The organism is Aeromonas sp. 600527 (genome assembly GCF_049175415.1).
GTDB classification, from domain to species: Bacteria; Pseudomonadota; Gammaproteobacteria; order Enterobacterales; family Aeromonadaceae; genus Aeromonas; species Aeromonas veronii_A.
On record NZ_JAAKVA010000001.1, the window covers coordinates 80,319 to 102,355 of the forward strand.

The 22,037-nt window shown below is 58.4% G+C and carries 18 protein-coding genes; 12 read left to right on the forward strand and 6 right to left on the reverse strand.

Translation table 11 applies throughout. The annotated features are described in order from the left end of the window. Window positions 1-152: 152 nt before the first annotated feature. Window positions 153-539, forward strand: a complete 387-nt coding sequence (locus G5154_RS00405; RefSeq protein ID WP_421250058.1) for a septal ring lytic transglycosylase RlpA family protein — start codon at window positions 153-155, stop codon at window positions 537-539. A 158-nt stretch (window positions 540-697) separates the two neighbouring features. After that, window positions 698-1,225, forward strand: a complete 528-nt coding sequence (locus G5154_RS00410) for a DUF6979 family protein (RefSeq protein ID WP_421250059.1) — start codon at window positions 698-700, stop codon at window positions 1,223-1,225. A 36-nt stretch (window positions 1,226-1,261) separates the two neighbouring features. Here G5154_RS00410 and G5154_RS00415 read toward each other — a convergent pair whose 3' ends face one another. From G5154_RS00415 to G5154_RS00425, 3 genes are all read right to left on the reverse strand, one after another. Further along, on the reverse strand, window positions 1,262-1,888 hold the full coding sequence (locus G5154_RS00415; RefSeq protein WP_236348320.1) for a heme-binding beta-barrel domain-containing protein: 627 nt from the start codon (window positions 1,886-1,888) through the stop codon (window positions 1,262-1,264). 298 nt (window positions 1,889-2,186) lie between these two features. After that, window positions 2,187-2,390 carry a hypothetical protein gene (locus G5154_RS00420; RefSeq protein ID WP_005345744.1) on the reverse strand — a complete coding sequence of 68 codons (204 nt, stop codon included), beginning with the start codon at window positions 2,388-2,390 and terminating at the stop codon, window positions 2,187-2,189. A 479-nt stretch (window positions 2,391-2,869) separates the two neighbouring features. Beyond that, a complete protein-coding gene (locus tag G5154_RS00425; protein WP_421250060.1) occupies window positions 2,870-4,111 on the reverse strand; it encodes an esterase/lipase family protein in 1,242 nt (413 codons plus the stop codon). Window positions 4,112-4,322: 211 nt separating this feature from the next. Between G5154_RS00425 and G5154_RS00430 the strand changes: the two genes are divergently transcribed. Beyond that, the gene (locus G5154_RS00430; RefSeq protein ID WP_421250061.1) at window positions 4,323-5,327 is read left to right on the forward strand and encodes a Wadjet anti-phage system protein JetD domain-containing protein; all 1,005 of its coding nucleotides are present in this window, start codon (window positions 4,323-4,325) and stop codon (window positions 5,325-5,327) included. A gap of 41 nt (window positions 5,328-5,368) precedes the next feature. On the opposite strand, the gene G5154_RS00435 is transcribed toward G5154_RS00430, so the two are convergent. Continuing rightward, window positions 5,369-5,962: a hypothetical protein gene (locus tag G5154_RS00435; RefSeq protein ID WP_421250062.1), complete on the reverse strand. Its 594-nt coding sequence runs from the start codon at window positions 5,960-5,962 to the stop codon at window positions 5,369-5,371. A gap of 612 nt (window positions 5,963-6,574) precedes the next feature. Between G5154_RS00435 and ygeW the strand changes: the two genes are divergently transcribed. The 7 genes from ygeW to G5154_RS00470 all read left to right on the forward strand — a co-directional run bounded on the left by ygeW (window position 6,575) and on the right by G5154_RS00470 (window position 15,347). Continuing rightward, on the forward strand, window positions 6,575-7,762 hold the full coding sequence (gene ygeW / locus G5154_RS00440; protein WP_005336811.1) for a knotted carbamoyltransferase YgeW: 1,188 nt from the start codon (window positions 6,575-6,577) through the stop codon (window positions 7,760-7,762). A 138-nt stretch (window positions 7,763-7,900) separates the two neighbouring features. Beyond that, window positions 7,901-9,100, forward strand: coding sequence for a diaminopropionate ammonia-lyase (dpaL, locus tag G5154_RS00445; protein ID WP_421250063.1), 1,200 nt, complete (start codon window positions 7,901-7,903; stop codon window positions 9,098-9,100). Window positions 9,101-9,225: 125 nt separating this feature from the next. Continuing rightward, window positions 9,226-10,443 carry a YgeY family selenium metabolism-linked hydrolase gene (locus G5154_RS00450; RefSeq protein WP_042011253.1) on the forward strand — a complete coding sequence of 406 codons (1,218 nt, stop codon included), beginning with the start codon at window positions 9,226-9,228 and terminating at the stop codon, window positions 10,441-10,443. Window positions 10,444-10,553: 110 nt separating this feature from the next. After that, a complete protein-coding gene (gene hydA, locus G5154_RS00455) occupies window positions 10,554-11,978 on the forward strand; it encodes a dihydropyrimidinase (protein ID WP_421250064.1) in 1,425 nt (474 codons plus the stop codon). Window positions 11,979-12,073: 95 nt separating this feature from the next. Continuing rightward, window positions 12,074-13,006, forward strand: coding sequence for a carbamate kinase (arcC, locus tag G5154_RS00460; RefSeq protein WP_421250065.1), 933 nt, complete (start codon window positions 12,074-12,076; stop codon window positions 13,004-13,006). A 171-nt stretch (window positions 13,007-13,177) separates the two neighbouring features. Further along, window positions 13,178-14,101, forward strand: a complete 924-nt coding sequence (locus tag G5154_RS00465; RefSeq protein WP_245096859.1) for a DMT family transporter — start codon at window positions 13,178-13,180, stop codon at window positions 14,099-14,101. Window positions 14,102-14,261: 160 nt separating this feature from the next. Further along, window positions 14,262-15,347, forward strand: a complete 1,086-nt coding sequence (locus G5154_RS00470; protein ID WP_151285962.1) for a calcium/sodium antiporter — start codon at window positions 14,262-14,264, stop codon at window positions 15,345-15,347. 119 nt (window positions 15,348-15,466) lie between these two features. Here the strand turns inward: G5154_RS00470 and yqeB are convergent, their stop codons facing one another. Together yqeB and yqeC are read right to left on the reverse strand one after the other, a co-directional pair. Further along, a complete protein-coding gene (yqeB, locus tag G5154_RS00475) occupies window positions 15,467-17,059 on the reverse strand; it encodes a selenium-dependent molybdenum cofactor biosynthesis protein YqeB (RefSeq protein WP_421250066.1) in 1,593 nt (530 codons plus the stop codon). Window positions 17,060-17,086: 27 nt separating this feature from the next. Beyond that, window positions 17,087-17,935 carry a selenium cofactor biosynthesis protein YqeC gene (yqeC, locus tag G5154_RS00480; protein WP_421249777.1) on the reverse strand — a complete coding sequence of 283 codons (849 nt, stop codon included), beginning with the start codon at window positions 17,933-17,935 and terminating at the stop codon, window positions 17,087-17,089. A gap of 1 nt (window position 17,936) precedes the next feature. Between yqeC and mocA the strand changes: the two genes are divergently transcribed. Together mocA and ygfK are read left to right on the forward strand one after the other, a co-directional pair. Beyond that, a complete protein-coding gene (gene mocA / locus G5154_RS00485) occupies window positions 17,937-18,584 on the forward strand; it encodes a molybdenum cofactor cytidylyltransferase (protein WP_319920224.1) in 648 nt (215 codons plus the stop codon). A gap of 319 nt (window positions 18,585-18,903) precedes the next feature. Further along, complete coding sequence (gene ygfK, locus G5154_RS00490; protein WP_421250067.1) at window positions 18,904-22,014, forward strand: putative selenate reductase subunit YgfK; 3,111 nt, start codon at window positions 18,904-18,906, stop codon at window positions 22,012-22,014. Window positions 22,015-22,037 lie beyond the last annotated feature (23 nt).

Below are 22,037 nucleotides of genomic sequence, written 5' to 3' on the forward strand. Positions count from 1 at the left end.
TTACATGGAAGATATGGCAAAGTAGCCGCACCATCGCTGCGGCCTGACAATAAGGCGAGAAGTTGCTTGCGAACATGCCGCCAGTGTCACCGGCCGCATCGAAGATGCAAAAATAGCGCAGAGTGGAAAGAAGAAGAGAGGAGAGGGGAAAGGTGCAACATATCCAGAAAGGGCTGCTGTTATCTCTTTGCCTGCTGCTGGCGGCCTGTAGCAGCCGTTATGACGAGAGTCACGGCGGCAGCTGGCGCGGCTATAGCGAAACCGGCTATGCCAGCTATTATGCCGACCGCTATCACGGCAAAAAGACCGCCAGCGGCGAGTTATATCGTAACAACCTCAATAGCGCCGCCCATATGGAATTGCCCTTTGGCTCCATGGTGCGGGTCACCAACCTCGCCAACGGCAAGAGTGTAGTGGTCAAGGTCAATGACCGCGGCGCCTTTAAAAAGGGACGTATTATCGATCTCTCCAAATCTGCGTTTAGTGCCATCGGCAATATTCGTGACGGGATTATCAATGTAAAAATAGAGGTGCTCTAGGCTGGGGGGACCTGTTTATACACGAAAATGGATGTTGATGAATGATATTGGGAGGCTGACATCGACCAGTCAGCCTTTCGGTAGATAAAGATATAACATTGATTTGGATCAATATTTAATTCAGCTACAAATGGATTTGTTATCAATGGAAAAACTCGATGGTCGTGATTGATATTTATTTTAGCCTATCTCGCCTGTTTGACCTTACTATGTGGCAAACGGAGGGATTAGTGATGATTATCTATGGTAAATACGGTGGAGCAGCGCTGAGAGCTGTTCATCTGATGGTTCAGAATAATTACGGTCATGTCACCGCCTGGGATATGGCTATTGCTGAAGCATTTGGTGATGATATCAGTACAGGTAAATTTAAAAATAATCCAAAGGTCACGTTTCTGACTCTTTGCAGTCTTGGTTGTATCAGTTGCATCATGCCAGTTCATTATGTAGCTGCGACCAAAACCAGAGCATATGTGTTGGCTGCCATTGATTTATTGTCACACAAGGATATTACCAAACCGATCAATCCCGAGCAGTTATGGCTGGAGGTGCTCTCGGCCTGTAAGAGCGGCAAGGTTGTGAAGCATAACAATCAGATGGATGTCATTCTGACACTCTGGTATGCCGGTGTGCTCAATCCCGAGTGGGATAAGGATGCCATCAGGATAGACTATCGACGAATATAAAAAAGCCAAGATAATGAATACCTTGGCCATGAAACATCAATTGGTTCTGGTCAGGGATGCACTATCGGAGTGTGCGAATGGCTTGCCATACACCATCAGGTTGGTGGTTTGACTGTATTTGAGGAGATTTTTCTCTGAGAAGTCCAGAGTCATCGAGAAATCCGCGGTGGAATCATTAATGGTCATATAATTGCTTTCCGCAATACCGCGCTTGCCCGTCTTGAACTCGATTTTGTTACCCGCTTTGCCTTCAGTGACCACACAGACTGCACGAGGTATACAGTATGAGTTGTAAACAAGCTGATTGGTCTTGTCATAAATCAGATAACCGCGTTGGTCATGAAATTTCCCATTATCGCTTTTTCTGAATACTTCCTGCTTGTAATACATGGCTACCAGATATTGTTCGCTGGCATTTTTTGCATCGGCCGCCGGTTCAAAGGTGATGATTTCGTAAAAGGGTTCCACTGCTGGTCCCCCTTTTCCTACTTTGCTGCCCTCCTGGCCGGGTGCTACATCTACACCACCAGCATCGGTGCTTTTCCATGTGCCAGCCAACTGAGCTAATGGACCAAAATCCAGACCGTTGATAATAGTACTGGACTCTGCGTGAGCGAGCGTGGCACAGGTAATTAATGCTATGGGTAAGATAACTTTATTCATTGTGATAACTCCATCACTAATAATGACTTGCGAATAAATATGTTCAGCAAAGTAATTGTTATAACGCGCCAAGGGTGTGGTCAATGATATTGAGTGATGGTGATTTGTTTTTGTGAGGTATGATTTGTTTTTTCGTGGCTAAATAAATTTAATTTGATATAAGACAATGTTGGATTTTTTCATCGCGCTTCCTCAGATATATCGTGATAGAGATAAAGGAACGTTGACATGATGCGATGATTATTACGTCAACGGCGTGAATATTTCACCCAGCCCCATCAATTAAAGGCGATAGCCACTAACTCTGCGGTACCCTGACCCCTTTATCGAGATAGAGGCTGCTGTAGTGGGCGCGGTGGGTGACAAACATCACCTGATGGCGGCTGCCGTCGGAGAGAATAATAAAATCCCCCGCCTGAGCGGGGCTCTGCAAGGTAATCTCTTGCTCGGGGGCGGTCAGGCGATCGACATCTTCCCTGAAGGTGAGGGTGTAAGAGTACATATGGCGCTCCACTGCTGGCTCATATCAAACACTCAGTTGAAGGTAGTTGCTGGTAAGGATGGGCGCGGCGCCCGATTGGCGCTGTTAGACCAAATAGCGGTGATGAGAACGTGCGTGGTTTCAGCCGGGTTGTTTTGCTGATGTGCGCTTGAGGCGTTTACATCAAGGCCATTGGTATCAAAACGATGGTAAAGGGGCGAAAATCGGGATGAAAAAACCGCCAGCTGGCGGTTTTTCATATGCGGTGGGCCCTACTTCAGGGCCTTCTTCAGCTTCTTGATCTTGCCTTCATGCTTGGCAATTTTCTCAAGACGAGCGACGATCTTCTTCTTGATCTCTTTCTTGCTTGCTTTGGCCATCGTGGCGCTCCTTTGCAGTGGGGACACATGAGGTGTCAGTGTGGGTCTTCCCTTTGACGTCTCAGAGTGCCACAGGGATACCTTGTGAACCAGCACTCTGTTGCTTTAATAGCCAGCGCGTTATAGCTGCAAGGGGCTGAGCCAGCGCAGCAGTTGCTGGCCAACCTGCGGGCTGCCGAGCAGGGCCATATGACTGGTGTGATAGACAATCAAGGTATGGGCAGGAAGAAAAGTCAGCTGATGGCGCGCCTCGCTGTGCTGGCCGAGGGCGCTGCGAAGGGGCACCAGTCCATCGCCTATCAGCCGGTCGGCCAGCAGGCTGCGCTTGGCGGCAGTGGTCGCGGCAGTGGCATAGCAGTTGACGCCACCGGGCAAGGGGAGTGGGATGCGGGGATCGCGCAAGGGCGCGGCGGGATCGGGTATGGCTACCTCATCGATCACCTTGCCGTGGCGCAGATCCCTGATGCCTGCACTGCGCAGCCGTGCCAGCCTGACGAAGGGCTCGCTGTAGGCGGTGGCGGGCAGCAACTGCTCCAGCCAGTGACCGACATGTTCGAGCGGCGCGCCGTGGTGTGGTGTGCCGAGAAATATCAGGTTGGCAAGGTGCGCAGGCCAGGTGAGCCCGGCCTGGCTGGCATGGTGGCAGGCGCTGCGGGCAACCAGTCCGCCCATGCTGTAGCCCATTATCGTTATCTCTTTGAGCTCTCCCGGCCAGTGGGCGAGCAACTGCTCCAGCAACAGGGCAAGTTGCTGCCCGTTTTGTACGATGGGCAGGCCCGAGTTGTAGCGCAGGTAAAGAGGCTGATAGCCAAGCTCGTTGGCAAGTTGCTCCCCGTGATTGACCGGCTTGCCTTGATGCTCGGTCTGCCACTGCAGATCGTTCATGCAGAGGCCATGGATCATCAGCAGCACCCGTCCCTCGCGGGGTAGATCCTTTGGCATCGCCTGCCAATCGAGGGGCTTGCCCTGATAGCGCAGGGTCATGGGGGTGGCGAGGGCATTGTGGTGCTCGACCAGCTTGTCCCCCAATACGCCGTTGAGGGTGGCGATCAGGGCTGCACGTTTCGGGGTTTCGGGGATCTGGTGGGGCGGCGGAGTGGCTGGCAGGCGGCTGAGCAGATGGTTGATACCGCTGCCCAGGGTGTTGGCGGTGCCGTGTACCCCCTTGTAGACCAGCCCGGTGATCCCGGCTGTTTTTCCCTCATCCCGTCCCTTGAGCCCCATACCGCTCAGTACCGCCTGATGTACCGCTTCGGTGATCTCTACCGCGGCGGGCAGCGCCAGAGTCAGCAGGTGCGCCAGCTCGCGGATATCCGAAAGATGCCAAGAAGAGGATGGCGATGGGTCTGTGGCGTCGGTCATGGCAAGCCCTTGTGAAAGCGGGTATCGCGTTGTCGTGCCGCGAAGAGCGCAGCGTATCTCTATATCAAACCAGCTTGCGCCCTTTGTAGCGGGTTTACCAGTACGGGCTATGCATGGCGGGGCTGATAAGAACCGCTTGCGAAGCCGGTCACGGTAATGACAGGGAAAATCACCTCTACTTCGTCATATGAAGCCACATGGAGAGGTGAGGATGTCGCTGTTTGATGAGATGCGGGTACAGGATTTGTGTGCACGGTTGCTCGATAGCCAGAACGGAAAGGGCTGCTCCCTTGAGAGTCGGCATGGCCGCGAGTTGAAGCATCTGTTGCAGGCAGTGGCCGGGATCAAGCCGGTTGGCCGAGGTGCTCATTATGCGTTGACCGACGCGGGGCGGACTTATCTGACCGGACAACTGGCACGGGCTGCGCCCCCCGAACCGGACAAGGGGGAGCAGCTGCAACGAATGGGAGTGAGTTTGCCTGCACGGCTCAATCAGGCCTGCTTTTATGCCCTCTGGCATGGGGACAGCAAGCATCCGCGGTCAGCATCCCTTGCCGCGCCACTGCTTGCGGAATTGTCGCTCACGCAGGATGAGGTGATCCGCATCCGTACCCTCGAACCGCTCTCACTGGTCGATCTGCAGGGTCAGCAGCACGATATGACTGCAATGATGGCGTTGTTGGGAGAGTTGGCGTTGCCGGAGCGGACTCTGGGCATGCTGGCTGCCATCGGTTGGCAAGGGGAGCGGGTCATTACGGTGGAGAACAAGGGGGCCTTTGTCGACTACCCGCTGCAACCCGGGCAACTGCTGCTTTTTGCCCCCGGTCGCAATACCACCCTGGCCAAACAGCTGATCCCGCTGCTGCCTGCGGGCGTGCAGTGGGCCCATTTTGGCGATCTCGATCAACGGGGTATCGATATTGCCATCGAGCTGGCGCGCGAGCTAAATCGACCGGCCATGCTCTGGCTTCCCTGTGAGCTGCAACCTTATCTGGATCACTATGCCCGTCCGGTACGCACCTTTGCGACGGACAGTGGCAAGGTGCCCTGGCGTGTGACTAAGCAGGCTGATCAGGTCGATAGTCATGGCGCGTTGGCAGGCGTTCCCTGGCTCGATAAACTGATCACAGACGGGACTTGGCTGGAGCAGGAGGTATTGATTCTGGCGCCTCGCTGGTGGAGCTGGTCATTGGAAGCGATGGGCAATCAGGTGTGAAACGGGGAGCCCGCGCTCCCCGTCATTTTGTGGTCAGCTGTTTACTTGGCGTTGATGGGCCCCTTGGTGCCGGCATCATTATCGACCCAGCCATCTTCACCCTTGATACGGCGATCCCCCTGAATGGTGTAGATGACCATGCCATCCTTGAACACCAGCGCACCATCGGATTTCTTGGCATTGACCTTCTTGTCGTTGACCCACACCTGATCCTTGCCATCGATGCGGATATTAGCCACGGTGGCGCCGGTTTGGGGGAAGGTGGCGATCCAGTTGCCCGCATAGGGGCTGGCGCTGGTTGCCGCGGCCGGAGCATTGCCAACACCGGCAGCTGCGTTCTCAGCCTTGGTTTTGTTGATATCGCAGCCATTGAGCTCGCTCACCTGAGTGCAGCCCGAGCGCTCCAGCTTCTGCTCATAGCTGAGATTCAGACCGCCCTCCGCGGCTGGGGCGGCCGTGCTAAATCCCGCCTTGGCATTTTCCGCTTTGGTTTTGTGAATGTCACAGCCCTGCGCCTCGGTGACCTGGGTGCAGCCGGAGCGCTCCAGCTGCTCGGCATATTTGGCGCTGATGGCGTGGGCAGGGGCGATCCCGAGCAGGGTCAGGGTGATGAGCAGAGCAGCATTCTTGGACATAGATAATCCCTCAAAGATGTAAGTCATGCAGGTTCATCCGCGCAGTTGCGGTCGTGAACGTCGGCCTCTTCTGAGCATCCGATACAGATGCGCAGCTGGCGTATTCACGTTAGCACCTTGGGCCAACCGCGCCCAGCAATGTGGCCGGAAGATAAGGCGAGAGGCGATACGGGTGGAGAGTGCAAGGGATGCGAGATGGCAGTGACATTTCTGCAGAAGATGTGGTAACAAAAGAGCAAGTCGCTGCACGGCATTATCATAATGATAACGACAGCCCAGCTGATATCATTTCAGCCCCTGAAACGGGCCTTTGATGATAATTCTCACCGATGCCGAGATATCGCCTCTGATTATTATCACTCGGCTATTTTATGGCTTGGCTGATCCGCTCAGCTTTTTATTGAATAAACCGCTTAAATAGCCGCTGATTTTGTGGGTGGCATCACACACTTTCGCCATTTATTAATATCTGCCTGCATTTTATTGGTTTGGCACGGTTATTGATTGCCTCATATCGACGCTAACCGACGCGCTCACCCACAACCGGGATGCTGGTGACATCGTGAGTGAAAGGGGAGCTATCCATATCTCATCCAATTATTGGGGCGAACGATGAAAGCAGTTAACGAATTAATCAAAGAGATCAGAGCACTCAAATCCAACCTGCATGAAAAAGATTTTCTGCTGACCTGGGAGCAAACGCCTCAGGAGCTGGAGCTGGTATTGAAACTGGCCGAATCCCTCAAGACCCTGCGCGCCGAAAATATCTGCACCAAACTGTTTAATAGCGGGCTCGGTATCTCGGTTTTCCGCGATAACTCCACCCGAACCCGCTTCTCTTACGCCTCTGCGCTGAACCTGCTCGGTCTGGCCCAGCAGGATCTGGATGAGGGCAAATCCCAGATCGCTCACGGCGAAACCGTCCGTGAAACCGCCAACATGATCTCCTTCTGCGCCGATGCCATCGGGATCCGTGACGACATGTTCCTCGGTGCCGGCAACGCCTATATGCGCGAAGTGGGCGCCGCACTGGATGAAGGGTTCGAGAAGGGAGTGCTGCCCCAGCGTCCGGCGCTGGTCAACCTACAGTGCGACATTGATCACCCGACCCAGTCGATGGCTGATCTCGCTTGGTTGCAGGAGCACTTCGGCAGCCTGGAGAGCCTCAAGGGCAAGAAGATTGCGATGACCTGGGCCTACTCTCCCAGCTACGGCAAGCCGCTCTCCGTGCCGCAGGGCATCATCGGTCTGATGACACGCTTTGGCATGGACGTGACCCTGGCCCATCCGGAAGGGTATGACCTGATCCCGGACGTGATCGAAGTGGCCAAGGAGAATGCCAAGGCTTCCGGCGGCAGTTTCCGCCAGGTCACCTCGATGGAAGAGGCCTTCAAGGATGCCGATATCGTCTATCCCAAGTCCTGGGCCCCCTACAAGGTGATGGAGCAGCGCACCGAGTTGCTGCGTGCCAATGACCACGCTGGCCTGAAAGAGCTGGAGAAACATTGTCTTGAGCAGAACGCCAAGCACAAGGATTGGCACTGCACCGAGGAGATGATGAAGCTCACCAAGGGTGGCGAAGCGCTCTATATGCACTGCCTGCCCGCCGATATTTCCGGTGTCTCCTGCAAGGAAGGGGAAGTAACCGAAGGGGTATTCGAGAAATACCGTATTGCCACTTACAAAGAGGCGAGCTGGAAGCCCTATATTATCGCTGCGATGATCATGGCCCGTAAATTCTCCGCCCCGGCAGAAACCTTGGAGAATCTGATTAAAGAGGCGCAAAAGCGCGTTAAATAAATAGTGGTGTGGGCAGGGTGAATATCCATCCTGCCCTCTGTATTCAACCCATTATTCCGAGTTTTCTCCCCGTGGTATCTGGATAACGGATCTCCCGGCGAGGCAGCTCTTTGTCTGGTAACGCCTAGTGAGGTAAGCATGTCCCAATTTTCTTTGAAGATGGATATTGCCGATAACCGCTTTTTTACCGCCGAGCCATCACCGCTGTTTTCCCGTGTTGAAGCACAAAAGGCTCGTGCCTTTCATAAAAAACTGGCCGGTTATGAGCCGACCCCCCTGTGCGACCTGAAAGAGCTGGCCGCCTATATCGGGGTGAAAAATATATTGGTCAAGGACGAGTCAAAGCGCTTTGGCCTCAATGCCTTCAAGATGCTGGGTGGCGTTTATGCTATCGCCAATCTGCTCTGTGAAAAATACGGTGTGGCCATCGAGGATTTCTCCTTCGATCTCATAAAACGCACCATCAAGGAGCCGATGACCTTCGCCACCACCACGGATGGCAACCACGGTCGCGGAGTTGCCTGGGCCGCCAAGCAGGTGGGTCAGCATGCGGTGGTCTACATGCCCAAGGGCTCCGCTCAGGAGCGGGTGGATCACATCCTGAATTTGGGTGCCGAGTGCATCGTCACCGACATGAACTACGACGACACCGTGCGCCTGACCATGAAGATGGCCGAAGAGCGCGGCTGGCACATAGTGCAGGACACCGCCTGGGAGGGTTACACCAAGATCCCGACCTGGATCATGCAGGGTTACTCCACTCTGGCCGACGAAGCGGTCGAGCAGATGCAGGCCATGGGTATCAAGCAGCCCACCCACGTGCTGCTGCAGGCTGGCGTAGGTGCGCTGGCGGGCGGGGTGCTGGGTTATCTGGTGGACTGCTTCGGAGCAAAAAACCTGCACAGTATCGTGGTCGAACCGGATCAGGCCGACTGCATCTACCGCTCCGGTGTGGCGGGGGAGATGGTCAACGTGGGGGGCGATATGCGCACCATCATGGCCGGTCTCGCCTGTGGCGAACCCAACCCCCTCGGTTGGCCGCTGCTCAGAAGCTGCACCACCCAGTTCATCTCCTGTCACGACAAGGTGTCGGCATTGGGCATGAGAGTGCTCGGCAACCCCCTTGGCAATGATCCGCGCATCATCTCCGGTGAGTCCGGCTCGGTCGGTACCGGCGTGCTGGCGGCAGTGCGTCACCACCCGGATCGCGCGGCGCTGATGGAACGTCTCGGGCTAAGTCGCGACTCCGTGGTGCTGATCATCAACACCGAAGGGGACACCGATGTGACCCACTACCGGGAAGTGGTGTGGGAAGGCAAGCATCCTGCCTGCGACTAACTCTCCCGCCAGAGCAGAGACACGAATTGGAGAACTGATCGCACCTCGTCAACGGGGCGCGGTAACGGGCACAGGGCGCTGTCGACGAACAGGCCGCGCACTCTCAGTTGTTATGGAGAATCACAATGAGCAAGCAAATTCCGTTTGAAATGGTGTTGGAGAAGGCCTACCAGTACAAGGCCGAGATGAGTCAGTTCCTGCGCGACATGATCGCCATCCCGAGCGAGAGCTGCGATGAAGAGCGCGTCGTGCTGCGCATCAAGCAGGAGATGGAGAAGGTTGGCTTTGACAAGGTCGAGATCGACCCCATGGGCAACGTGTTGGGTTATATCGGCCACGGCCCGCACCTGATCGCCATGGATGCCCACATAGACACGGTCGGGGTCGGCAACCGCGCCAACTGGACCTTCGATCCCTATGAGGGGATGGAAGATCACGAGATAATCGGTGGCCGCGGCGCATCTGACCAAGAAGGCGGCATGGCCTCCATGGTTTACGCGGGCAAGATCATCAAGGATCTGGGGTTGGAAGATCAGTACACCCTGCTGGTGACCGGTACCGTACAGGAGGAGGACTGCGACGGTCTTTGCTGGCAGTACATCATCGAGCAGAGCAAGATCCGCCCCGAGTTCGTGGTCAGTACCGAGCCCACCGACTGCCAGATCTACCGTGGCCAGCGCGGCCGCATGGAGATCCGCGTTGAAGTTCAGGGTGTCAGCTGCCACGGCTCTGCGCCGGAGCGCGGTGACAACGCCATCTTCAAGATGGGCCCGATCCTTGGCGAGCTGCAGGAGCTGAGCCACAACCTCGGCAACGACGACTTCCTCGGCAAGGGCACCCTGACCGTCTCCGAGATCTTCTTCACTTCGCCGAGCCGCTGCGCCGTAGCGGACAGCTGCGCCGTCTCCATCGACCGCCGTCTCACCTGGGGCGAGACCTGGCAAGGGGCACTCGACGAGATCCGCGCCCTGCCTGCGGTGCAAGCCGCCGGTGCCGAGGTCTCCATGTACCAGTACGACCGTCCGGCCTACACCGGTCTGGTCTACCCGACCGAGTGCTACTTCCCGACCTGGAAGGTGGAAGAGGATCACATCACCGTCAAAACCCTCTCCAAGGCTTATCGCGAGCTGTTCAACAAGGAGCCGGTGGTGGACAAGTGGACCTTCTCGACCAACGGGGTCTCCATCATGGGTCGCCACGGTATTCCGGTCATCGGCTTTGGCCCGGGTAAAGAGCCGGAGGCCCACGCCCCGAATGAGAAGACCTGGAAAGAGCATCTGGTCAAGTGCGCCGCCATGTACGCCGTGATCCCCATGCTCTATCTGGCCGAGCTGGACAAGTAAGGGGTCTGCCGGGTGGTGACTTCCATCGCCGCCCAGCTGTTGAAAGTGCCCCGTCTCCATTGAGGCGGGGCCTTGCTGTTTGAAGGGAAGATACATTCGAGGTGGTGGGGATGAAACGGCTGATCAAAAACGGTGTGCTGGTCGATGCGCAGGGTGAATATCGTCAGGATCTGCTGATCGAGCACGGGGTGATCCGCGCCCGTGCCGCCGATATCCAGCCCGATGGCGAAACCGAGGTGATCGATGCTAGCGGCTGCTATGTAATGCCGGGTGGCATCGACGTCCACACCCACTTCAACATCGATGTGGGGATTGCCCGCAGTTGCGATGACTTTTTCAGCGGTACCCGTGCCGCCGCCTGTGGTGGCACCACCACCATCATCGACCACATGGGATTTGGCCCGGCGGGGTGCAATCTGCATCACCAGCTGGCCCGCTATCACGAGTACGCCGCCGATCAGGCGGTGATCGACTACAGCTTTCACGGCGTGATCCAGCATGTGGATGACGCCATCCTCCACGAGATGGCCGCCATGGTGCAGGAGGAGGGGATCAGCAGCTTCAAGCTCTATCTCACCTACCAGTACAAGCTGGGGGACCATGACGTGCTGCGCGCCCTAGCCCGCCTCAAGGAGGTGGGGGCGCTCGCCACCGTCCATCCCGAGAACGATGCCGCCATCGAGGCGCACCGTGCGGCCCTGCTGGCCGCCGGTCACAATGAGCCCTGGTATCACCCGCAAAGCCGCCCGCTGGAGTGCGAGGCGGAGGCCATCGCCCGGATGATCAATCTGGCGGGGCTCGCTGGCAATGCGCCGCTCTATATCGTCCACCTCTCAAACGGACTGGGGCTGGAGTATCTGAAATTGGCGCGCCGTCAGGGCCAGCCAGTCTGGGTGGAGACCTGCCCGCAATATCTGCTTTTGGATGATTCCTGCTACTACCGGGAGAACGGGGTCGACTATCTGCTCAGCCCGCCGCTGCGCTCGCGCCGCGAGCAGGACAAGCTGTGGGTCGGTATCGCTGCGGGCGACATCGACACGGTGGCGACCGATCACTGCAATTTCTCCCACGCCCAGCGCATGACCCTCTCGGGCGGCGATTTCAGCCGCTGCCCCAACGGCTTGCCGGGCGTCGAGAACCGGATGCTGCTGCTGTTTGCCCACGGGGTGTTGGGGGGGCGCATCTCGCCGTCCCGCTTCGTGGCCCTCACCAGCGCCAACCCGGCGCGCCTGTTTGGCCTCTGGCCGCGCAAGGGCAACTTGCAAGCGGGGTCTGATGCCGATCTGGTGCTGATGGATCCCTGTGGCGAGACCCTGATCCGTCATGCCGCGCTGCATGACAACGGTGACTACAGCCCCTACGAGGGGATGCGCTGCCCCGGCCGGATCAGAATGACCCTGAGCCGCGGCGAGATAGTCGCTCGCGACGGCGAGTTTCTGGGGCGGCGTGGTCACGGCCGTTTTCTGGCCAGAGCGCCCTTTGATCCGGCCTTGGCGCCGGAGCTGCACTCGCCTTGCCCCACAGTGGCCGGCTGACAATCAGTTCGAAACACGCAGAGCAGCAAGGTTATGTGAACAACGAAAGGTGGGCCGGTATTGCGCCGGCTTGTCCCATCACTGGAGATAACAAGATGAAACAGAGAATCGTACTGGCCCTTGGTGGCAATGCGCTGGGCAACAACCTGCCCGAGCAGATGAAGGCGGTGCAGAGCACGGCGGGCACCATTGCCGACCTGATCGCTCAGGGGCATGAGGTGGTGGTGACCCACGGCAACGGCCCGCAGGTGGGGATGATCCAGCAGGCGTTCGAGGTTGCGGCCCGCCATGACCCCAAGGCGCCCCATCTGCCCATGTCGGTCTGCGTGGCCCTGAGTCAGGGTTATATCGGTTATGACCTGCAAAACGCCCTGCGCGAGGCCTTGCTGGCGCGTGGTATTCACAAGCCGGTTGCCACTTTGGTGACCCAGGTGGAGGTGGATAAAAACGATCCCGCCTTCCTCGACCCGAGCAAACCCATCGGCGGTTTCTTCAGCAAGGAGGAGGCCGAAGCATTGATGGCCAGGGGCGAGCGGCTCAAAGAGGATGCCGGCCGTGGCTATCGCCGGGTGGTCGCATCCCCCAAACCCGTCGATATCATCGAGAAGGAGACCGTCTCAGCCATGCTGGCCGCCGGTCAGGTGGTGATCACCGTCGGTGGCGGTGGCATTCCGGTGCTGCGGGAGGGCAATCACCTGCGCGGTGCCAGTGCGGTGATCGACAAGGATTGGGCCAGTGCCAAGCTGGCGGAGCTCATCGACGCCGATATGCTGATCATCCTTACCGCGGTAGAGAAGGTCGCCATCAACTTCGGCAAGCCCGATGTGCAGTGGCTCGATCAGCTGAGCGTGGCCGATGCCAACAGCTTTATTGCACAGGGGCAGTTTGCCAAGGGTTCCATGCTGCCCAAGGTGGAGGCAGCGCTCTCGTTCGCGACCTCCATGCCGGGGCGCAAATCCCTGATCACCTTGCTGGAGAAGGCCGCCGACGGCATTGCCGGCAAGACGGGAACCCTTATCTGCCGCTAGGCGTTCCAGCTCGGGTTGAGTGTGATTGCGGGGGCCGACGGCCCCCTTGTTCATTTTGGGGCAGTCATGGTCAGCGGAGGATGAGCGGCGTAAGATGGCCGCCTTCAAGCGCGGGCAAGACGCCGAGAACAGACCCTGCGCAATGAGTGACAAGAGGTGAGTAACAAACAAATGAGTGGAAAGATCAATATGGCGGCGCTGGTGGGATTGATCCTGCTCACCGCCATCTGGAGTTACAGCTGGATCGTGATGAAGCAGGTGATGCTCTACGCGGGGGCTTTCGAATTCACTGCCCTGCGCTGCCTGTGCGGATCTCTGGTTCTGCTGTTGGTATTGGCCCTGCGCGGGCGCCGTTATCTCAAACCCACCCCGTTTCGCTATACCTTCGCCATCGCCCTGTTCCAGACCTGCGGCATGGTGGGGTTGGCCCAGTGGGCGCTGATCAGCGGCGGTGCGGGCAAGGTGGCCATTCTGAGCTACACCATGCCGTTCTGGGTGGTGATCTTCGCGGCGCTCTTTCTCGGCGAGCGGATGCGCAAGCTCCACTATCTGGCAGTCGGGGTGGCTGCCTGCGGGCTGCTGCTGGTGATCGAGCCCTGGCAATTGCATCTGGATTCCATGAAGAGTGCGCTGCTGGGGATTGCTTCCGGCATTTGCTGGGGGATTAGCGCCATCATCGCCAAGCGGATGTATGCCCGCCATCCCGCGGTGGATCTGATGTCCCTCACCACCTGGCAGATGATCTACGCCACCATGGTGATGGCCGTGGTGGCGGCGCTGGTGCCGGAGCGACCCATCGACTGGCAGCCCTATGTGTTTGGCGCGCTCGCCTACAGCGCCATCTTCGCCACGGCGCTGGCCTGGAGCCTCTGGCTGTTCGTACTGAAAAAGCTGCCGGCAGGGATCGCCAGCCTCAGCACCCTGGCGGTGCCGGTGAGCGGCGTGCTGCTCTCATGGTGGCTGCTTGGTGAAAATCCGGGGCCGGTGGAGGGGAGCGGTATCGCCCTTATCGTGCTGGCGCTTCTCGTCATCAGCCGCAAGGGCAAGCGCTCTGTGGTGTCGGTGGCGGGGGAGACTCGCATCAAGCATGGTTGAGTGGTGACTGGGCTGCCAGTGGCACGATAAACGGCACTCAAAAGAGCCCGCGACAGGGGACCAACCCCTCGTTACAATGGCGTGGTCTGACTGTGCTGGAGCACAGGTATCTGATTTATTGTGATTATTTCAACGAACCTAACGGCAAGGATGAGACCGTATGATGACGCTGGTGTGGTTGGCTGTAGGCCTGGTGTGTCTGGTGGTGGGGGCCGAATCTCTGGTGCGGGGCGCCTCTCGCCTCGCCACCATGATGGGGATATCGCCACTGGTGGTGGGATTGACCATAGTGGCCTTTGGGACCAGTGCTCCCGAGCTGGCTGTGAGCATCCAGTCTGGCCTCGAGGGGCAGGCAGGGATCGCAGTGGGAAACGTGGTCGGCAGCAATATTTTCAACGTGCTGTTTATTTTAGGTATTTCGGCACTGATCGTACCGTTGACCGTCTCCCAGCAACTGGTACGTCTCGACGTTCCCTTAATGATAGTGGTCTCTTTTCTGGTGTTGTTGCTGGGCTACGATGGCCGTATTGCACCACTGGAAGGGGCGCTGCTGTTTGCCGGCATCATCGCCTACACCGTGTTTCTCTTTGTCCAGAGTCGACGGGAAAACAAAGCGGTGCAGGCGGAGTATGAGCAGGAGTTTGGTACCCGTGAAGCGAGTACGGCGGGCAACTGGTTGCGCAATCTGCTCTTTATTGCCGCAGGTCTGGGTCTGCTGATCCTCGGCTCCCGCCTGCTGGTTGGCAGTGCGGTTGAGATTGCACACTACTTCGGGGTGAGCGATCTGATCATCGGCTTGACCATAGTGGCGGCCGGTACCTCCTTGCCCGAAGTGGTGACCTCCATCGTCGCAGCCCTGCGCGGGGAGCGGGATATCGCTGTGGGGAACGTGGTGGGCAGCAATATCTTCAATATCCTCTGCGTGCTGGGGCTCACCTCCATCGTCACTCCCGGTGGGCTTGAAGTGTCGGCCACCGCCCTTCAGTTCGATATTCCGGTAATGATTGCGGTGGCGCTTGCCTGCCTGCCCATCTTCTTTACCGGTTACACCATCGCCCGCTGGGAAGGGGCGCTGTTTCTGGCCTACTACATCGGCTACACCTGCTGGCTGATCCTCCACGCTACATCCAGTCCGCTGCAAGGTCAGTTCAGCGCAGCGCTAACCGGTTTTGTATTGCCGCTCACCGCCATCACTCTGGTTGTGCTGGCGGTGCGAGCCTGGCGATTGCAACGAACCCGGTCGTGATGCAGGTTCCCCTGATGTAAAGGAGCTGCATCAACCGACAGGCGGAAAAAAGCCCCACCATCATGGTGGGGCTTTTGCTTGGTGCTGAACTTGGTGCTGAAGAGGGACGCGAAGCGCCGTTATCGGCGCTGGGCCAGATGCATCATGGCTTCCAGCACGGCGCCGCCGATGGCGCGTGCCTTGTCCGATACCGTAGTGGCGTCGGCCCGCTCGCCTCTGGGGTCGATGTCACCGATCTTGAAGCCGACGGTCACCTCGATGCCATCGCTGAGCAGCCCCCGCACCATGCCGGAGAGCGGCGCGATAATGGGGGCGTCCCCCACATGGGCGATCACATCCCCCTCCTGCACCAGATCACCGAGCTTGATAATGCTCTTCATCACCCCGGCGACGGGGGCGCGCACCACCCGGCGGGCGGAGTGCCCCTCGATCACCCCGGGAATGCCGGTATTGGGTTGGGCGGGGCCCTGATAGATGACCCGCCCCAGATGGTGGCCGCGGTTGGTCTCAATGACCGCATCGCAGTCGCGCCCCGCCTCAAACCCCGGGCCAAGGGCTACCGTAATGGGGGCCATCTCCTTGTGGGTGCCGAGATTCTGCTTGGCGAGGATGGCATCCACCAGATAGCGGGGTTTGAGCTCGGCGAGGGTGGCACAGTCGGGGTCAACCAGTAGCGGAATGACGCCCCGATCCAGCTGCTCGAACGCCTGTTCGACGTTCTCGACCCGCTTGGCACGCACTCCCTCGACCCTTGTTTCGCCGTCGAACATCCCTTGGGCGAAGGCGACGGTGCGGCGGATCACCGTGGGCTTGTCGAGATCCAGCATCACCACCTTGAAGCCGGCATTGTGCAGGCGCAGCGCCACCCCGGTGGCGATATCGCCGGAGCCGCGCATCACCACCAGCTGATCCCGCTTGAGGCGCACATCATCCTGCATCAGACCGCCTGCCTTGCCGTTTTTCACCTGCAACAACTCGGCGAGAATGCTGATGGCGATCTCCTCGGGGGTCTCGGCGCCGATGTTGTAGCCGATGGGGGCGTGCAGTTGCTGCAGTTGCTCCTGGCTCACCCCTTGCTGGCGCAGTGCCTGGGTGAAGGTCTGCACCTTGCGCTTGCTGGCGAGCAGCCCCAGATAGGCGAGGGGACGGCTGATGAGCCGATCCAGTGCCTCCTTGTCCTGATGGTTGGTGGCGATGATGACGAAGTTGGCGGGCTCGATGGCCAGTTTATCGATCACCGCGCTGATGGTATCGGCCTGCACCAGATGGGTACCGGCGGGGAAGAGGTCAGGGTTGAGGCTCCCCTCGAAGCAATCCCCTACATGGACATCAAAGCCGAGCGGCGCCGCAGCATGGGCCACAGCCCGGTTGACGTGGCCGGCGCCGATCAGTACCAGACGGGGGCGCAGGCCGTAGACATCGATATAGACCGACATGGCGCCGCCACAGTCCGACCCCACCGCATGCTCGCCGTTGCGAGCCATCCGGCCATGGAAGATGCGCGGCTTGCGTTCGGCAATGGCGGCCATCGCTTCCTCGATCACCAGCCGTTCGATCATGCCGCCGCCGATGGTACCGAGGATCTGGCCATCGGCCATTACCAGCATCTGGGCCTGATGGCGCGGGGTGGAGCCGCGGCTCTCGATGATCTGGGCCATGGCAAACGGAGTGTTCTCCTGTTCCAGTCGGGCTGCGTGTGCAAACAGATTCATAAGGTACCTCTTCTTATCCTTAAACCATCATGGGCGAGGCGGCTGTGCCTCATCCAGAGCGAAGTAACCGAGTGCGTGGCGAATGGGCTGTGGCTCGCGAACCGCCCCCTGCCAGATGGCATAGATCTCGGGGTGGCAGCTATGCAGCTTTATCAATTCATCGAGCCACGACGCCTCATTTTGATAATCCCCATTGATAAACCAGATCCGGCGCGCCCTGGCCGGGGTGCCCTTGAACAGCCCCTCGGGGTGGGAGATCAGCTGGTTATACAGGGCCCAGTCGAGGGGGTCACCGGCCTCTATCCCGCACAGTGCCTGAAGCTGTGCCCAGCGGTGGATCTGCTGCGGGTCGGCCTTGGCCCCCACCATGGCGCCGCCCGTCAGGGCGATCACCCAATCACTGCTCTGGGGAATGCAAGGTTCGTGCAAAGCGGGCACTTTCAATAACTTGTGATGGGCGCCATCCGCCTCGACCAGGATAAGATCGAAGCGCTGCTGTCCCTTGATGAGATCAATCTGCTGGGGAGTAGGACCCGCCACCTTGCCGCTGGCCTGATCGATATGGCTGAAAAGGGCGACCAGCGCCGGGCCATCCGGTAGCGCCTGACAGCGGGTCAACTGGCGGACGGGATCGGCTTCCAGGATCAATTCCCGATAGTGTGACGGGGCAGGCAGAAACATCCGGGTGGTGGTGGTAATTAGCACCCTTTTACCCTGTTGATAAAAATATTCCGCCAGCCAGAACAGGGTGCTGGTTTTTCCACCGGCCCCGCAGAGGCTAATTAAGGTGGTATGGCTATCAATATTTTTGGTGAGCGAGTTTAATAGCGGATCTATATCTGGAAATGCGACAGCAACAACGTGTGGTAGCGACATAATGACGACCAAAATAAATATCGAAGGGAGTGGAAAACAACGTTGCCAGGAACAAGAGCATTGTGACTGTATAATAACGGCGGCGGGTTTATCTTCCCGAATGGGTACCTGGAAAATGATGCTACCTTATTGCCAGGGGACAATGCTTGATGCAAGTCTAAAAAATGCCCTGGTTTTTTGTCAGCGCGTTATTCTGGTGGTGGGCCATCGTGGCGAGGAACTTCAAGCGCGCTACGGATCACGGCCGGATATTGTTGTCGTCCACAACCCCGACTATCGGCAGGGGCTGGGCAGCTCCATCCGCTGCGCCCTGGCGGCCAGTGACGCTGACTACCTCTTTATCAGCCACGGGGATCTCCCCTGTATCCCGCGCGAGGTCTATCAACAGATCTGGCAGGCTCGGGGTTGTGAGGCTCTCTTTCCCACCTGGCAGGGGGAGGCGGGCCATCCGGTGTTGCTGCCCAAATCCCTTGCCCGCGAGCTGGCAGCGGCCCCGGTGCAGCCGTCGGTACGACGCTGGTTGCGAGGGCATCCGCACCGTATGGTGCCCGTTGACAGCCCCGCCATCCTGTTTGATGTGGATACCCCGGAGCGCTATCAGGCGCTGCTGGGTGGCATTCTTGAAAATGAGAGCGAGCCCACGAAATAACCCAGTTTAAAAAGATAACGGGGAGATAAATGGCGTATCAAAGTGATATTTCTCGCACTTGAACTGATAGAGCGAGTTCTTTTTGAACTGCTCATTAAGTAAATTCCAGAGTGATTGATAACTACTCGCAACACCCATAATGGTGGCATCGTAAATTCTCTCCATTAATTGGAGCTGTCTCACGCTTTTACCGTAAAAAATAGTTTTGTAACTGTAGTGGCCTGATTGTTGCTCTTCTCCTTGCCAAGGGGGAACACCCGTGCGGGATACCCCATTTATTCATGCTGCCAATGGGCAGAACAGCTGCAAGGAGATAGCCATGGGCGATATTATGCGACCCGTTCCGTTCAAGAACCTGCTGACCCGTATTTTCGCGGAATATAAAGAGAGTCAGAGCATTTTTGGTATTCCCGCCGCGCAATTCTATCGCAAGCAGGACGAGCGCAAGATCAAGGTGTTCGGTGAAACCTGCGAGACCCCCATTGGCCCGGCAGCCGGCCCCCATACCCAGTTGGCCCAGAACATCGTCACCTCCTGGCTGACCGGCGGGCGCTTTATCGAGCTCAAGACGGTGCAGATCCTGGACCGTCTCGAACTGGAAAAGCCCTGTATCGATGCCGAGGATGAGTGCTTCAATACCGAGTGGTCTACCGAGTTCACCCTGCCCAAGGCATTTGACGAGTATCTTAAAGCCTGGTTTGCCCTCTACCTGCTGGAAGAGGTGTTCGATCCGCGGCTCGACGGAGAGGCCAAGTCCTTCATCTTCAACATGAGCGTGGGGTACAACCTCGATGGCATCAAACAGCCACCGATGCAGCAGTTCATCCACAGCCTGATGGATGCAAGCCAAAGTCCGAAATTTGCCGAGTACCAGCAGGTGGTACGTGACCTCGTGGCCGACGAGCAGTTTATCGCCGAGCTGGGACTGGGGGCGCGGCGCGATCGCCTGCAACAGCTGGTAGATCGTATCCCGGCCAATCTGGTGCACGGCGTTACCCTCTCTACCATGCATGGCTGCCCGCCCAACGAGATAGAGGCCATCTGTCGCTACATGCTGGAAGAGAAGGGGCTCAACACCTTCGTCAAACTGAACCCGACCCTGCTGGGCTACCCGCGGGTGCGCGAGATCCTCGATACCTGCGGCTTTGATTACATTGGTCTGAGCGAAGAGTCGTTCGATCACGACCTCAAGCTGGATCAGGCCAAGGCGATGCTGACCCGTCTGATGGCGCTGGGGGCCGAGAAGGGGCTCACCTTCGGGGTCAAGCTCACCAACACTCTCGGCACCATCAACCGCAAAGGGGCGCTGCCCGGCGATGAAATGTATATGTCCGGCCGGGCGCTGTTCCCGCTCTCCATCAACGTGGCGGCCGTGCTGTCCCGCGCCTTCGATGGCAAGCTGCCCATCTCCTACTCGGGCGGTGCCAGCAAGTTCAACATCGCCGAGATCTTCGAGACCGGTATCCGTCCCATCACCATGGCCACCGATCTGCTCAAGCCGGGTGGCTACCTGCGCCAGATCGAGTGCCTCAAAGAGATCGACGCTTCTGACAGCTGGGGCATGAGTCAGGTGGATGTGGCCAAGCTGGAGGCGCTTGCCGCCAAGGCGCTCACCATGGATTACACCCAGAAGGAGTGGAAGTCCGAGGATCGCATCGAAGTGGGTGGTGGCCTGCCGCTGACCGACTGCTACGTGGCGCCCTGCGTCACCGCCTGCGCCGTGCATCAGGATATCCCAGAGTACATTCGCCTGATGGGCGAGGGGGAGTATGTGGCAGCCCTTGAGCTGATTTATCAGCGCAACGCCTTGCCTGCCATCACCAGCCACATCTGCGATCACCAGTGCCAGTACAACTGCACCCGTCTCGACTACGACAGCGCGCTCAATATCCGCGAGCTGAAAAAAGTGGCGCTGGAGCGCGGCTGGGAAGGGTACAAGGCCCGCTGGCACAAACCGGCAGGCAGTGGAGACAAGCATCCGGTTGCGGTGATTGGTGCAGGCCCGGCCGGTCTCTCCGCTGGTTACTTCCTGGCCCGTGCCGGTCACCCGGTCACCGTGTTCGAGCGCGAAGCGGATGCCGGTGGCGTGGTCAAGCACATCATCCCCGAGTTCCGCATTCCGGCCGAGCTTATCCAGCATGACATCGACTTTGTCGCCGCCCACGGGGTCAAGTTCGAGTTTGGCTGCGATCCGGCGCTCACCGTCGACAAGCTGCATGCCCAGGGCTTTAGCTATGTCTTCGTCGGCATCGGCGCCGACAAGAATGGCGGCATGCGCCTCGATGGGGGACACGAGCGGATTTACAAATCCTTCCACTTCCTGCGCAGCTTCAATCAGGGCAAACCGCTGCCGCTGGGCCGCCATGTGGCGGTGATCGGTGCCGGCAACACCGCCATGGACTGTGCCCGCGCCGCCCTCAAGGTGCCCGGTGTCAGCGATGTGACCGTGATCTACCGTCGCAGCGAAAAAGAGATGCCCGCCTATCGCGAGGAGTATCTGGAAGCGGTGGAGGATGGGGTGCGTTTCTGCTTCCTCACCAATCCGGAGCGCTTTGAGAAAGATGGCAAGCTCACTGTGCGGATGATGGCGTTGGGGGATCCTGACGAGCAGGGCCGCCGCCGTCCGGTACCCACCGAGCAGACCGAAGTGATGCAGATGGATGCCCTGATCACCGCCATCGGCGAGCAGCCTGACTGCGAGGTGCTCAAAGCGATGGGTATTCCCCTTGGCAGCGATGGCTGGCCCGAGGTGGATGGCCAGACCGGCGAAACCAGCCGTCGCAACGTCTTCCTCATCGGTGACGTGCAGAGCGGCCCGTCCTCCATCGTCGGTGCCATCGGTGGTGCCCGCCGCGCCGCGGATCTGGTGCTCTCTCGTGAGCATATCGCCAGCCATCAGAGTGAAGTGACCATCCAGTCGTCGGGCAAGGATGAGATCTACCGCCGCAAGGGGAGCATCGCCGTCACCATGGTTGACAAGAACGAGCGCGATGCCTTCGTGGCGCAAGAGGCGCACCGTTGCCTCGAGTGCAACTACCTCTGCAGCAAGTGCGTGGATGTCTGCCCCAACCGGGCCAACGTCGCCATTGCGGTGCCGGGCTTCAAAGACCAGTTCCAGACCCTGCACCTGGATGCCTACTGCAACGAATGTGGTAACTGCGCCCAGTTCTGCCCGTGGCAGGGCAAGCCCTATCAGGACAAGGTCACCATCTTCAGCCTGCCCGAGGACTTCGACAACAGCCGCAACCCCGGTTTCTATCTGGCTGACGGTGGCGAACTGCGGGTGCGTCAGGATGGCGAGACCTATCGCCTGACCATAGATGCCCAGAGCCGGATCAAGGATGCGCCAGCGGCCCTTGGCGACATGTGCCGGATCATCAGCCATGTCCATGCTCATCACCACTACCTGCTGGGGGCCGTCGAGGCCTGAGCGAACCACGAATAAGCGAAGGA

What these genes read in the sequence shown, in the direction of transcription:
- G5154_RS00410 (WP_421250059.1), top strand. Translation starts at nt 698, where the DNA reads ATGGTCGTGATTGATATTTATTTTAGCCTATCTCGCCTGTTTGACCTT.
- G5154_RS00415 (WP_236348320.1), bottom strand. Translation starts at nt 1,888, where the DNA reads ATGAATAAAGTTATCTTACCCATAGCATTAATTACCTGTGCCACGCTC.
- G5154_RS00420 (WP_005345744.1), bottom strand. Translation starts at nt 2,390, where the DNA reads ATGTACTCTTACACCCTCACCTTCAGGGAAGATGTCGATCGCCTGACC.
- G5154_RS00425 (WP_421250060.1), bottom strand. Translation starts at nt 4,111, where the DNA reads ATGACCGACGCCACAGACCCATCGCCATCCTCTTCTTGGCATCTTTCG.
- G5154_RS00430 (WP_421250061.1), top strand. Translation starts at nt 4,323, where the DNA reads ATGTCGCTGTTTGATGAGATGCGGGTACAGGATTTGTGTGCACGGTTG.
- G5154_RS00435 (WP_421250062.1), bottom strand. Translation starts at nt 5,962, where the DNA reads ATGTCCAAGAATGCTGCTCTGCTCATCACCCTGACCCTGCTCGGGATC.
- ygeW (WP_005336811.1), top strand. Translation starts at nt 6,575, where the DNA reads ATGAAAGCAGTTAACGAATTAATCAAAGAGATCAGAGCACTCAAATCC.
- dpaL (WP_421250063.1), top strand. Translation starts at nt 7,901, where the DNA reads ATGTCCCAATTTTCTTTGAAGATGGATATTGCCGATAACCGCTTTTTT.
- G5154_RS00450 (WP_042011253.1), top strand. Translation starts at nt 9,226, where the DNA reads ATGAGCAAGCAAATTCCGTTTGAAATGGTGTTGGAGAAGGCCTACCAG.
- hydA (WP_421250064.1), top strand. Translation starts at nt 10,554, where the DNA reads ATGAAACGGCTGATCAAAAACGGTGTGCTGGTCGATGCGCAGGGTGAA.
- arcC (WP_421250065.1), top strand. Translation starts at nt 12,074, where the DNA reads ATGAAACAGAGAATCGTACTGGCCCTTGGTGGCAATGCGCTGGGCAAC.
- G5154_RS00465 (WP_245096859.1), top strand. Translation starts at nt 13,178, where the DNA reads ATGAGTGGAAAGATCAATATGGCGGCGCTGGTGGGATTGATCCTGCTC.
- G5154_RS00470 (WP_151285962.1), top strand. Translation starts at nt 14,262, where the DNA reads ATGATGACGCTGGTGTGGTTGGCTGTAGGCCTGGTGTGTCTGGTGGTG.
- yqeB (WP_421250066.1), bottom strand. Translation starts at nt 17,059, where the DNA reads ATGAATCTGTTTGCACACGCAGCCCGACTGGAACAGGAGAACACTCCG.
- yqeC (WP_421249777.1), bottom strand. Translation starts at nt 17,935, where the DNA reads ATGTCGCTACCACACGTTGTTGCTGTCGCATTTCCAGATATAGATCCG.
- mocA (WP_319920224.1), top strand. Translation starts at nt 17,937, where the DNA reads ATGACGACCAAAATAAATATCGAAGGGAGTGGAAAACAACGTTGCCAG.
- ygfK (WP_421250067.1), top strand. Translation starts at nt 18,904, where the DNA reads ATGGGCGATATTATGCGACCCGTTCCGTTCAAGAACCTGCTGACCCGT.